This is a genomic window from Salinibacillus xinjiangensis, assembly GCF_009649735.1.
Classification (GTDB): domain Bacteria; phylum Bacillota; class Bacilli; order Bacillales; family Alkalibacillaceae; genus Salinibacillus; species Salinibacillus xinjiangensis.
The window spans coordinates 469309-481704 of record NZ_WJNH01000001.1; the positions used below are offsets into that span (position 1 = coordinate 469309).

The following is a 12396-nucleotide window of genomic DNA, read 5'->3' on the forward strand; positions in this document are numbered from 1 at the left end:
GTTAATGTTCTAGAAAAAATAGAATATGAAAGGAGAAATGTAGGATGAACTATATAACGCTAAACAATGGAGTGAAAATGCCTCAGCTGGGATTTGGGGTTTGGCAGGTTGAAAATGACCAAGCTACGACTGCCGTTTCAAAAGCGCTTGAAGTAGGCTATCGTTCGATCGATACGGCTATGATTTATCAAAATGAAAAAGGCGTTGGAAAAGCCATTCATGACGCATCTGTTCCACGTGAGGATTTGTTTATTACAACGAAGGTTTGGAACAGTGATCAAGGGTATGAAAATACTTTACGTGCTTTTGATGAAAGCTTGGAGCGCTTAGGGCTTGATTATGTTGATTTATATTTGATCCACTGGCCAACTCCAGAGTTTGATGACTACGTGGATACATATAAAGCCATGGAAAAACTGTATCACGATGGAAGGGTTAAAGCGATTGGGGTTTGCAACTTTGAAATCGAGCATTTAGAGCGCCTACTAAATGAATGTGAAGTAAAACCAGTACTCAACCAAATTGAATGCCATCCATTCTTAGCCCAAAATGAGATTAAAGAGTTTTGTGCAAAGCACGATATTTTCGTGGAAGCATGGAGTCCTCTTGATCAAGGAGGCGAAGCGTTACGTGATGAAGTGGTGAACAAGATTGCTGAGTCCCATCAAAAAACACCTGCTCAGGTAGTATTACGCTGGCATCTGCAAAATAATACGATCGTAATTCCGAAGTCTGTAACACCATCTAGAATAGAAGAGAACTTCAACGTATTTGATTTCGAGCTTACAGCAGAGGAAATGGAACAGATTAATCAACTCAATCGAGATAGACGAAATGGCCCCCATCCAAATGAGATGAATAAACGATAATAAATTTGGAGGTAGGTCGTACAATATAGAGACGTTTGGATTGGATTTTATTCCTTTCCAAACGTTTTTTCTGCTTTAACTGAAAAGCGGTGTCACGGACGGGACGCTCTCAATATAGGTAGCAGACGTCCTTGAGATTCAGTATCACGGACAAAACCGTCGCAAAAAATGAAGTAAATGTCCTTGGAAATCGGTATCACGGACAAGCCTCCCCTCAAAATACGAAGTAAACGTCCTTAAAACAGCATGAAAAACCATGAACCCATTAGTAAGCAATCCCAACCCCTTTAACGAAAAAAGTCATAGTTCTATCTAATTACATTTTTTTACAAACTTTCACCCTGACTTAACTCATTATTAATATCAATCTACTAAACTACCAGTGTAGTTATATTTTGAAAGGAGAGGTTGGATGTTTAAGAAATTTGGGGCTGTTGCACTAAGTACAGGACTCGTTTTTTCAGGAATTGGATTGAGTTCAGTAGATGCCGCTAAACCTGACCATTCAGGGAAAGGGAAGGGAAAGCTAGAAAATGGAAAAGTAGAAAATGTGATTTATATGATTCCAGATGGTTTTAGTTCAAATTATGCAGCAAACTACCGCGCTTACAAAGGAAATGATGCAGTTTGGGATGAGCATCTAAAAGGGATGTTTACAACAAATTCCGCGAATTCTGACATAACTGATTCTGCAGCCGCTGGTACAGCAATGGCAACAGGTCAAAAAACGAACAACGGTGTAATTGGACTAGATCCAGAAGGAAATAAACTAAAAACCATTCTTGAGGCATCGGAAGAAAAGGGTAAATCTTCTGGTCTTGTGGCAACATCGACTATTACCCATGCGACTCCAGCTTCATTCGCTACACATGTCAGCGACCGAAATAATGAAACCGAAATCGCAAGACAGCTAATAGATAGTGACGTGGATGTCATTTTAGGTGGAGGGAAAAATAATTTTCTTCCAAAGTCCCAAAATGGAAATCAAGAAGAATTGAATTTAATTAAAAAAGCAAAGGATAAAAATTTTGAATTTGTTGAAACTCGTGACCAATTGTTAAATTCTGAAGTGGAGAAAGGAGAAAAATTATTAGGTCTATTCGCTGGTGGAGCTCTTTCTCCTGAGTTACACCGTGGAGAAACGGATGAACCAAGTTTAGCAGAAATGACAGATCAAGCGATTGACGTTTTAGAAGAGGATAAAGATGGATTTTTCTTAGTGGTCGAAGGTAGCCAAATTGACTGGGCTGGACATGCTAATGACGCTGCATGGGCGATGTCAGACGTTGAAGCGTTTGAAGCAGCTGTTCAAGAAGCCATCCAATTTGCAGAACAAGATGGCAAAACTTTAGTGGTTGTGGCTGGGGATCATGACACGGGCGGAATCACAACGGGAGCGAATGATTTTCTTGAGGTAAATGCAGATTTACTGCACAATGTTACAGCTACTGGTGACTACATGGCTGCGCAACTAAATAAGGAGCGTTCAAACGTTAATGAAATAGTAGAAACATATACTGGATTAACTTTATCTGATGAAGAAATCGAAACGATTAAAGTTGCTGATGATGCAGCTCTAGCTATTAATACTGTGGTTAGCAATCATGCTCTTGTTGGTTGGACAAGCACAAACCATACTGGAGCAGATATTCCCGTTTATGCTTTTGGTCCACAATCCAACAATTTTGTTGGTTTTCATGATAATACGGATTTACCAAAGTTGATTGCAGATGCTTTAAAACTTAAATAAAACTTCGGCTCAGGAGATACCAACCCTAAATAAGTAACAAAGCCCCAGTAAAAATAAACTGGGGTTTTGTCCATCTTATGGTTATTTTTCATTTTCCTCTTCCGCTTTTCTCATCACATCTGTTAACTCATCAGAACTCTCTGTTTGATATCGTAGGTTACCTGCTGGTGAGTGGCTTCTTTTCTCGTCTTCATGAAGTACATGGTTTGCAATGTATTTGTGGTAAAAGTATTCAAATATGGTTACACCAATAGCTGACACTAGTGCAGGTGTGAACAAATTATCCTGAGGTGTCATGTTATCACTCATAATCCAAATTAACCCTAGAGCTAAACCAAAGTCAGCTAAGGATGCGATGAGATTATTCGTAAGTGGCAAAATAATCATGTCGCCAATAAAATAAGAGGCCACTCCTAAAACAAGTGAAATCATAAAAATATCGCCAAAATCGATACCATATATACCGCCAAGTATAAGCCACAATAGACCTAAACAAGCGATAAATTTTATGGCAATCGCTTTTACATGCTTCATCTTATTCATCTCCTTTTGGGGTATATTTTTACCCCCAAAAAAAGGATTTATTCAAAAATGTTATACCAATGTTACTGACTCAAATCTGTTACAATTCCTTGACCTGCTTGGCGACCTGAGAATAAGCATCCACCTAAAAATGTACCCTCCAATGAGCGATAACCATGGACACCACCACCGCCAAATCCAGATACTTCACCTGCTGCGTATAAACCTGGAACACGTTCACCGTTATCTTTCAATACTCTTCCAGATAGATCGGTTTGTAGTCCGCCTAATGTTTTTCGACTGAGAATATGTAAACGGACAGCAACGAGTGGACCATTCTTCTTATCTAAGATTTTATGTGGCTTTGCAACTCGAATTAAACGGTCGCCCCGATATTGTCGTGCACCTCTTAAAGCAGTAACTTGTACATCCTTCGTAAATTTATTTTCGAGTGCTCTGTCTCGTGCCTGTATTTGTCGTTCGATGTGGGAAGCATGAAGCAAGTTCTCCTCGGTTAAATCATTCATGCCCTTTACAAGGTCCTCCAAGTTGTTAGCTACAACAAAATCTTCTCCTTTATCCATAAAGGCTTGAACAGGCCCTGGGGCTCCAGGTAGAACACGGGACAGTATTTTCTTTATACTTTTTCCAGTTAAATCAGGATTTTGCTCCGATCCAGATAAAGCAAATTCTCGCTCAATAATTTTTTGAGTCAAAATAAACCAGGAATAATCATATCCTGTCGACATAATTGCTTTTAATGTACTTAATGTATCAAAGCCAGGGAGATTTGGAGCCTTAAAGCGATTGCCGCGGGCATCCAACCAGATTGACGATGGACCAGGAAGAATCCGGATCCCGTGTCTTGCCCATACGGAATTATAATTTTTGATGCCCTCTGTATAGTGCCACATACGATCGCGGTTTACTATTCGTCCGCCAACTTTTTCACTAATGGCTAACATTCGTCCATCCACGTGATCAGGCACACCAGATATCATATGTTTAGGTGGATTACCTAATCTCGATGGCCAATTTTTACGGATTAAATCGAAGTTAGCCCCAATTCCACCACTCGAAACAAGTACAGTTTCAGCCTGAAATTCAAACTGATCTACTACTTTACGTGAGCTCGCCTCTCCACGATCAACAGAGCTTTCCTCAAGTATAGAACCCTTTACTCCAATAACCGTACCATTATTAGTTAATAACTCATCAACTTGATGGCGCGGAAGATAATCAACTAGATCCTTTTGAATGGCCGCGCGTAGCTTTTTTTCAAATGGGGCAACAAGTCCAGGTCCAGTTCCCCATACAATATGGAATCGTGGAACAGAATTCCCATGTCCTTCTGCAAGCTGACCACCTCGCTCTGCCCATCCCACCACAGGAAAAAAGCGAACACCTAAGGAACGGAGCCATTCTCGTTTTTCACCTGCAGCAAAATCAACATAGGCCTCGGCCCACTTTATTGCCCAATAATCTTCATCCGCATCCCGATCAAAACCAGCTGTGCCAAGCCAGTCCTGCCATGCTAAATCCGTTGTATCTTTAATCCCCATTCGTCGCTGCTCAGGCGAATCAACAAGGAATAATCCTCCAAATGACCACCAGGCTTGTCCGCCAAGTGAGGATTCAGGCTCTTGATCTAACAACAATACTCTTTTACCCTGATCCGTTAATTCGGCTGTAGCGACAAGACCAGCAAGACCTGCACCTACAACAATGACATCAAATTTCATCATTTTTCCTCCTAAAATTATTTTGATATAAAACTGAAGTTTCTGATAATATCAGTATTCAACGCTATGACTTGATTAACCTGCTTTGTAAATCGGTTTAATTTTCTAAAGGACAAAGGAACATTTTGGAGAAGTAATAATAATGGAACCCTCAGAAATAGACATAGGTAATATATTAAGAAAGGATGGCGAGTTACGATGGAAAATGAACAAATTTTACTTAAGTCACGACCAACAGGAATGCCAACTGAAACTAATTTTGAATATAGGCAGGTGCCAATTAAAGAACCGAAACAAGGTGAGGTTGTGATTCGTACCCTGTATTTATCAGTTGACCCTTATATGAGAGGGAGAATGAGTACAGCTAAATCTTATGTGGCTCCCTTTGAAGTCAATGAAGTTATTTCTGGAGGAATTGTTGGAGAAGTGGTTCAATCCAAAAGTGATTCTTTACAGGTTGGAGATAAGGTGACAGGAATGCTTGGCTGGCAAAAATTCAACACAGTCGATGCATCCACGGTTCGAAAAGTCGATGACTCTCTTGCCCCTCTTTCTGCTTATTTAGGGATCCTTGGAACTACAGGGTTAACGGCCTACTTTGGCTTATTAGATATTGGCCAGCCTAAAGCAGGGGAAACCGTAGTTGTGTCTGGTGCAGCTGGGGCAGTTGGGATGGTCGTGGGCCAAATCGCTAAAATCAAAGGAGCTCGTGTCGTCGGAATTGCCGGTTCAGAGGAAAAGATTGCTTATCTCAAAAATGAACTCGGCTTTGATGAAGCGGTTAACTATAAAACGGATCACCTAAGGAAGTCCCTAATAGAGGCATGTCCTGATGGGGTCGATGTCTATTTTGATAATGTAGGAGGGCTTGTTTCAGATGCTGTATTGAGCCTCCTGAACGATTTTGCCCGAGTACCGGTCTGTGGAGCCATCTCGGCTTATAACATTACCAGTCTGAAAGAAGACATGGGACCTAGAGTTCAACCTATGCTCATCAAGTCACGCGCCTTAATGAAAGGCTTTATCGTTACAGATTATGCTAAGCAATTTAGAGAAGGGGCACAGGACTTAGCAAAATGGCTATCTGAAGGGAAATTGAAATATGAAGAAACAATTGTGGATGGATTTGAAAATGTGCCACAAGCCTTTTTAGATTTATTTAAAGGTAAAAATCTAGGGAAACAGCTTGTGAAAGTAAGTGATTGAATCTAAAAAACGAACCTCCATAACGAGGTTCGTTTTCTTTATAATACAAACAAATATACTGATAGAAAGTGAGCCAAACTTCCAAAAAGAATGAAAATGTGGAAAATCTCATGAAAGCCCATATGCTTAAACTCTAAAAACTTAGGCTTCGTTCCGTAGATGATTCCTCCAATGGTGTAGAAAATACCACCTAGGATAAGTAAAAACATTCCACCAGTTCCGACAACATCTGCTAGAGGAGAGCTGAAAAACACAACAAGCCACCCCATGGCAATGTATAGACTTGTTGATAACCAACGTGGACTATGGAACCATATTAATTTATAGCATACACCTAAAACAGCTAAGCCTTGGATAACAATAAACAGAACCCATCCCATAACACCTTCTAAACTGATTAAACAAAAAGGTGTGTAGGTTCCCGCAATCAACACAAAAATCATCGAGTGATCAATACGTCTTAAAAAGGCAATCACTCGGTCCTTAGCTACAACCATATGGTAAGTAGCAGAAGCTGAGTATAATAAAATCATACTCACGCCAAAAATAATGACGGCCATAATATCAACAGCTGAAAAAGAATTCATGGCTGCTTTAATCACTAACGCCAACAATCCTACAAACGACATAACAGCACCAAATAAATGGGTATACCCATTGATAGGTTCTCGTACATATACGCCCACTAAAAATTCCTCCTGAACAGTAAGTAGTTTTCAATACTACATGTAATCATATACCCATTATAACATATAGTCAAGCTTTACTATCTTTCGTCTTTCCCATATAATTTAGATAAATAAAACGACGGAAAACGAGGTCAAGATATGGAAGATATATATAAACTCATGGATGAATTACAATTAAATAATCATTTAACCTTAGAGGAAATACCTGATTTGGATTTATACATGGATCAGGTTATCCAATTATTTGAACGAAAATATGCTGGTGCAAAGAGAAACGAAAAAGAAAAAGTATTAACGAAGACAATGATCAATAATTATGCAAAAGGTAAATTATTTTTTCCTATCACGAATAAGAAATACTCACGCGATCATTTATTGTTAATCAGTTTGATCTATCAACTAAAGGGAGCTCTTTCGATTGGAGACATTAAAACGATGTTAGACGAATTAAATCGAAAAATTGTTGAGGAAGAGTTTGATTTAGATGCTTTTTATGAACGATATCTACATGTAACAGAAAAAAACGTGGAGAGAGTTCAGGATCATATACAGGAAAACACACGAGAAGTAAGGGAAGAGATTGAAAAGCTAGATGACCAGGATGATAAATATCTGGAGCAAGTGTTAGACATTGCTTCTTTTGTCCACATGAGTAATATGTACCGTCGTATGGCTGAAAGACTGGTCGACCAAATGTCTGCTGAAGATCAGGAGAAATAGAATTGGATGAGGGGATAGGGGAATGAAGAAAAAGCTTTTCGTTACACTGGGAGTTTTGTTGGGGATTGTACTCATTGGACTGGGTTTTGCCGGGAATTATTTTTATGGAGAGGCCGTGAAACGGGGTGTGCACGTTGAACTATATAAAGGTTCAGAGTCTGCCACAGCTAAAGTTGAGGCTGAAAATAACATTATCCAAACAGCTAAGAAATGGTATCAAGAACAAACCTTTGAAACAGTAACAATGGTCTCTTATGATGGCTTAACCTTAAAAGCAGATTATTTAGACCATGACTTCTCAGCAGGGAAAACGGTTATTTTGGCACATGGGTATAGAGGTCATAAAGAGCAAATGGATGATTATGTGAAGTTTTATTATGATCAAGGCTTCGATGTGCTCATGCCCGATGCACGTGGTCACGGTGAAAGTGAAGGCGATTATATTGGCTATGGCTGGCATGATCGAAAAGATTACCAAGGTTGGATTGACTTATTAATAGAGGACTATAACGCAAAGCAAATTTTCCTGCACGGAAATTCCATGGGTGCTGCCACTGTCCTGATGACAAGTGGAGAAATATTACCTGAAGAAGTAAAGGGACTTATCGCGGATAGTGGATATACGACAGTTGAAGAAGAATTGACCCATCAATTAAATCATTTGTATGGGTTACCTGCATTTCCTTTACTAGACATCACAAGCTTGATGACAAAAATACGGGCAGGCTATTCGTTCGAAGAAGCTTCCGCCATTGATCAAGTTCGTAAAAACACAAAACCTCTACTGATGATTCATGGTGATCAGGATGAACTAGTTCCTACTGAAATGGCTTATAAAATTTATGAAGCAGCCGGTGGAGAGAAGGATTTATGGATTGTAGCTGGTGCAGGTCATACAAAGGCCTATACGGTTGCGACTAAGGATTTCCAACAAACCGTCCAGTCCTTTTTAAATCGAACTTTGTCTAATGAGTAAGGAAGATGTTGAGTAAGAAATACTATATAGCTATTGTGTTTTTGGTTGAAAGCGCATACAATTAAACTTAGATAATAACTCGATGGATTATATTTTTTTACTCAAAATTTACTGAATATTAAGTTTATTCTATGGATGGAGGGAAAAACAGTAATGATGGACACACCTTTAACACTAGTACAAAAAATTGAACGCGCAGAAAAGTTTTTTTCTAAAAAACAAGTGGTCTCTAGAACAAGTTCAAAGATTCATCGTTTAACGTATAAGGATGTTGGAGAGCGTGCAAGGGCATTATCAAGCTCATTAGAGAAGCTCGGGGTTAAAAAGGGAGATTGTATTGCTACATTAGCATGGAATCATCATCGACATTTAGAGGCGTATTTTGCTGTGCCATGTATGGGAGCAGTTTTGCACATGGCCAATTTTCGATTGTCAGAGGAGCATTTAAGTTACATTCTGAACCATGCAGAGGATCAAGTCATTTTGGTTGATGAAGACATTGTTCCCATTGTGGAAAAGGTTCAAGACCAATTAAAAACAGTTAAAGCGTTTGTCATCATGACTGATAAAGATTCCCTACCGTCTACGACTCTGTCCCCTGCTTATTCCTATGAGGATTTAATTGCTGACGGTGACCCAACTTTTGAATATACCGTGGACATAGATGAAAATGACCCAGCAGCGATGTGCTATACATCCGCAACCACAGGAAAGCCAAAAGGGGTTGTGTACTCACACCGCGGCCTTGTACTCCACAGTATGGCCTTAGGCTTAAGTGATACGTTAGGGTTGTCTGAGTCTGATGTTCTAATGCCTGTAGTTCCGATGTTTCATGTAAATGCGTGGGGATTACCATTTGCCTCCACATGGTTTGGTACGACACAGGTTTTACCTGGCCCAATGTTCACACCAAAATTGTTAGCTGAACTGATTGAATCTGAACAAGTGACATTAACAGCCGGGGTCCCTACTGTCTGGCTTGGATTGTTAAATGAATTAGAAATAAATGATTATGATATGAGTAGCTTACGCGCGGTTGTTTGTGGAGGGTCTGCTGCTCCAAGAGGAATCATCCGTGCCTTCGAGTCCAAGCATGGCATTCCATTCTTACACGCTTATGGCTTAACCGAGACCACGCCGGTTGTAACGGCTGCACGACTAAAAAGCTATCAGCAGGATTTACCAGAAGAGGAGAAGCTTGATATTCGTTCCAAACAAGGGCTTATTGTGCCTGGTTTGGAAGCAAAGGTTGTCAATGACCGTGGTGAGGTGAAAAGAGACGGAAAAGAAATGGGAGAGCTGCTAGTTCGCGGACCATGGATTGCCAACGAATATTATAAAGATGACCGAAGTGAGGAGGCATTCCGTGATGGCTGGCTACACACAGGCGACATTGCCACCATTGATGAAGAAGGAAATATTAAATTAGTGGACCGGACGAAGGATTTAATCAAAAGTGGTGGAGAATGGATCTCATCGGTAGATTTAGAAAATACTTTAATGGCCCATGAGAGTGTATTTGAGGCAGCGGTAGTTGCTGTTCCACATCCTAAGTGGATAGAAAGACCAATTGCCTGCGTGGTGCTCAAGGACCAATATAAAGAAAGTGTTACAAAGGAAGTATTATTTGAGCATTTAAAAGCACAATTTGCCAAATGGTGGATTCCAGATGATATTGTCTTTATAGAACAAATTCCCAAAACATCGGTCGGGAAATTTTTGAAACGTACATTACGGGAGCAGTTAAAGGATCATTTAGTGGAAAAGGCGTAGTTAGCATTGCGGATACTGTCCTTACTCAGTAACTAGACAAAACGAAGTCGTTACGATTTTAAAATTATCGTAAAAAAGGCATAATAGAGCTAGATGCTGAAGTAGGAGGATATGACATGAAAGTTAAAATGAATAAAAATGCTGGTAAAGAACTGAAAAGAATGCTAGCCACTGATGAGGCGAAAGGAAAAATGATTCGGGTATCGGTTACCCATATTCATGGAGATCACGCTCATTATGAGATTGATTATGATACACCAACAGAACACGACGAAATCGTCAAAACCGATAAAGATGTAGATGTATTATTGGACACTAGAGAGGCAGAGTGGCTTGACGGTATTTGGGTACAGTTTTTCCATGTACCTAAACCGGAATTTGTAGTGACCAATCCGACCATTGATAAAGGACATCATCACCATCATTAATTCATAACATTCCTATCTCTTGTTAATCCTAAGCACGGGGAGAGTATCCCCTGAGGTCATCAAGGAGAAAGAGGGATGTAATATGGCCAGAAACAACAAAATTCTCGTGCCAGAAGCACGTCAAGGATTAGACCAGTTGAAAGCAAAGGTCACCAATTCAAATAATTCTGGTTCTGCTAAATATGAAATTGCCCAAGAACAGGGTATACCTTTAAATAAAGGGTATAACGGCAATATTAAAGCCAAGGATGCCGGGAAAATCGGCGGACAGATTGGTGGGAATATGGTACGAGAAATGATTAAGATGGCAGAGGAACAGTATAGTAAAAAGGTTTAAGGTAAATAAAGCTGTCTCATCTAGTGATGAGGCAGCTTTTTGTGTGGGACACGAGGCCCAGCCCAATTCGTGACATAGGGGTTCAACCTTATTATTCCTTCTTCGTTGCCTGTGTCATCTGATGCCAAACAGAACCTTTTGCTTCTTCTCCACCTTCAATTCGCTCAATCGCCATTTTCACCTGCATTCGAACTTCAAATTCAGGGTCATTCATAGCCTCACGTAAGGCTGGTAGGGCCGATTCATCACCAACCTCATACAAAAACATCGCCGTTCTCCAACGCACAAGCTTACTAGAATCCGACAAGGACTTAATCATCTCTGGTATGGCTTCCTTGAAACCAAGGTCAGAAAGACAATCCCCAGCAGTGCGGCGAACGGTAACCACTTTATCGTGTAAAGCTTTGTATAGGTATGGAAGCACTTCCGGTTCCTCTATCATCCCTAAATAAGCAGTGGCTAGTCTACGAATGGACATTTTTTCATCATCTAATGCTTTGTCGAGGATTGGTAAATCTTCAAACGTAGGATCATCCATGCGGTCTAGAGCTGCATAGCGCACCTTCCAATCCGGATAATCAAGTGTTTCTAAGGTCACTTTATTTTTCGCTTTTGACTCTGTTACTGGATCTGGTGGTCCATCAGCTAAAGCCGCCTGAACTAAACTCTCCAGCCTTTCTTCATCATAGCTCGCTGTTAATTCCTCTACAATATCCTGTCCAATCTCATCAGTGGAGCCATAGCGTGGATTTTGCTCTACCCATTTTCTTTCCATCACAAAGCTAGGTGTCTCAGCTGAAGCCTTCATAACGGCATTCATAAAGTGTTCTGGTAAACCGAAACGTTTTTCATCTTCTCCATCCTCGAGTTTAACTTGCATCGGAATATCTTTGAACTTTTGAATAAATACTTTTACTTCACCAAATGATTCTTGATTGCCTTCAACAGAAGTTCCCATATCTTCAACACTTACCTCACCAAAAACTTTACGTACAGGAGGCAAAATGTCTTCCCAGGCAAATTTAGGATTCCGATCGAGAGCAATAAAATCGGCTACATGGTAAATATTTTTCACACCCTCAATTTTAAATAATTGTTTGATAAAGTCTGGGGCGTTATCAAAAGTGTCCTCGGGTTTGTAATTATGGGTTTCTCCATCAGGTAGTGCTTCATTTAAAATGATTTTCATAGAATTTGGACTTGGAGTCGGTTCAATGGATACAATCTTCATGCTAATACCACCTTCTTATCTTACTTATTTGTGATTTTATCAAACTCCTCATCGTTAATCCATTTAAACAGATTACTAGAACAGGTAAACCGAACTATTTTCAAAATTAACCAGAAAATGATATTGACAATCATTCTCAACGATATATAATAT

Annotated in this window: 12 protein-coding genes; 8 read left to right on the forward strand and 4 right to left on the reverse strand. The window is 39.9% G+C overall.

The features are described 5' to 3' along the window. The first annotated feature begins 44 nt into the window (after positions 1 to 44). Both GH754_RS02035 and GH754_RS02040 read left to right on the forward strand, forming a co-directional pair. On the forward strand, positions 45 to 869 hold the full coding sequence (locus GH754_RS02035; protein WP_153727055.1) for an aldo/keto reductase: 825 nt from the start codon (positions 45 to 47) through the stop codon (positions 867 to 869). A gap of 412 nt (positions 870 to 1281) precedes the next feature. Further along, on the forward strand, positions 1282 to 2619 hold the full coding sequence (locus GH754_RS02040; RefSeq protein ID WP_153727056.1) for an alkaline phosphatase: 1338 nt from the start codon (positions 1282 to 1284) through the stop codon (positions 2617 to 2619). 81 nt (positions 2620 to 2700) lie between these two features. On the opposite strand, the gene GH754_RS02045 is transcribed toward GH754_RS02040, so the two are convergent. After that, the gene (locus GH754_RS02045; protein WP_153727057.1) at positions 2701 to 3153 is read right to left on the reverse strand and encodes a YndM family protein; all 453 of its coding nucleotides are present in this window, start codon (positions 3151 to 3153) and stop codon (positions 2701 to 2703) included. A gap of 71 nt (positions 3154 to 3224) precedes the next feature. After that, positions 3225 to 4883, reverse strand: coding sequence for an FAD-binding dehydrogenase (locus GH754_RS02050; protein ID WP_153727058.1), 1659 nt, complete (start codon positions 4881 to 4883; stop codon positions 3225 to 3227). A 198-nt stretch (positions 4884 to 5081) separates the two neighbouring features. On the opposite strand from GH754_RS02050, the gene GH754_RS02055 reads away from it, so the two are divergent. Further along, the gene (locus tag GH754_RS02055; protein WP_153727059.1) at positions 5082 to 6089 is read left to right on the forward strand and encodes an NADP-dependent oxidoreductase; all 1008 of its coding nucleotides are present in this window, start codon (positions 5082 to 5084) and stop codon (positions 6087 to 6089) included. 38 nt (positions 6090 to 6127) lie between these two features. Here GH754_RS02055 and trhA read toward each other — a convergent pair whose 3' ends face one another. Then, positions 6128 to 6775 (reverse strand): PAQR family membrane homeostasis protein TrhA, encoded by a 648-nt coding sequence (gene trhA, locus GH754_RS02060; RefSeq protein WP_323741804.1) that lies wholly within the window; start codon positions 6773 to 6775, stop codon positions 6128 to 6130. A gap of 141 nt (positions 6776 to 6916) precedes the next feature. Between trhA and GH754_RS02065 the strand changes: the two genes are divergently transcribed. From GH754_RS02065 to GH754_RS02085, 5 genes are all read left to right on the forward strand, one after another. Continuing rightward, positions 6917 to 7498, forward strand: coding sequence for a DUF1836 domain-containing protein (locus GH754_RS02065; protein WP_153727060.1), 582 nt, complete (start codon positions 6917 to 6919; stop codon positions 7496 to 7498). Between the two features lie 22 nt (positions 7499 to 7520). Continuing rightward, the gene (locus GH754_RS02070) at positions 7521 to 8474 is read left to right on the forward strand and encodes an alpha/beta hydrolase (RefSeq protein ID WP_153727061.1); all 954 of its coding nucleotides are present in this window, start codon (positions 7521 to 7523) and stop codon (positions 8472 to 8474) included. A 153-nt stretch (positions 8475 to 8627) separates the two neighbouring features. Further along, on the forward strand, positions 8628 to 10247 hold the full coding sequence (locus GH754_RS02075) for a long-chain fatty acid--CoA ligase (protein WP_153727062.1): 1620 nt from the start codon (positions 8628 to 8630) through the stop codon (positions 10245 to 10247). Positions 10248 to 10363: 116 nt separating this feature from the next. After that, positions 10364 to 10675 carry an iron-sulfur cluster assembly accessory protein gene (locus GH754_RS02080; RefSeq protein WP_153727063.1) on the forward strand — a complete coding sequence of 104 codons (312 nt, stop codon included), beginning with the start codon at positions 10364 to 10366 and terminating at the stop codon, positions 10673 to 10675. An 82-nt stretch (positions 10676 to 10757) separates the two neighbouring features. Beyond that, positions 10758 to 11012 (forward strand): alpha/beta-type small acid-soluble spore protein, encoded by a 255-nt coding sequence (locus tag GH754_RS02085; protein WP_153727064.1) that lies wholly within the window; start codon positions 10758 to 10760, stop codon positions 11010 to 11012. Between the two features lie 91 nt (positions 11013 to 11103). On the opposite strand, the gene GH754_RS02090 is transcribed toward GH754_RS02085, so the two are convergent. Beyond that, the gene (locus GH754_RS02090) at positions 11104 to 12243 is read right to left on the reverse strand and encodes a conserved virulence factor C family protein (protein ID WP_153727065.1); all 1140 of its coding nucleotides are present in this window, start codon (positions 12241 to 12243) and stop codon (positions 11104 to 11106) included. Positions 12244 to 12396 lie beyond the last annotated feature (153 nt).

Coding starts and splice junctions, on each gene's coding strand:
- GH754_RS02035 (WP_153727055.1), top strand. CDS start 45: ATGAACTATATAACGCTAAACAATGGAGTGAAAATGCCTCAGCTGGGA.
- GH754_RS02040 (WP_153727056.1), top strand. CDS start 1,282: ATGTTTAAGAAATTTGGGGCTGTTGCACTAAGTACAGGACTCGTTTTT.
- GH754_RS02045 (WP_153727057.1), bottom strand. CDS start 3,153: ATGAAGCATGTAAAAGCGATTGCCATAAAATTTATCGCTTGTTTAGGT.
- GH754_RS02050 (WP_153727058.1), bottom strand. CDS start 4,883: ATGAAATTTGATGTCATTGTTGTAGGTGCAGGTCTTGCTGGTCTTGTC.
- GH754_RS02055 (WP_153727059.1), top strand. CDS start 5,082: ATGGAAAATGAACAAATTTTACTTAAGTCACGACCAACAGGAATGCCA.
- GH754_RS02065 (WP_153727060.1), top strand. CDS start 6,917: ATGGAAGATATATATAAACTCATGGATGAATTACAATTAAATAATCAT.
- GH754_RS02070 (WP_153727061.1), top strand. CDS start 7,521: ATGAAGAAAAAGCTTTTCGTTACACTGGGAGTTTTGTTGGGGATTGTA.
- GH754_RS02075 (WP_153727062.1), top strand. CDS start 8,628: ATGATGGACACACCTTTAACACTAGTACAAAAAATTGAACGCGCAGAA.
- GH754_RS02080 (WP_153727063.1), top strand. CDS start 10,364: ATGAAAGTTAAAATGAATAAAAATGCTGGTAAAGAACTGAAAAGAATG.
- GH754_RS02085 (WP_153727064.1), top strand. CDS start 10,758: ATGGCCAGAAACAACAAAATTCTCGTGCCAGAAGCACGTCAAGGATTA.
- GH754_RS02090 (WP_153727065.1), bottom strand. CDS start 12,243: ATGAAGATTGTATCCATTGAACCGACTCCAAGTCCAAATTCTATGAAA.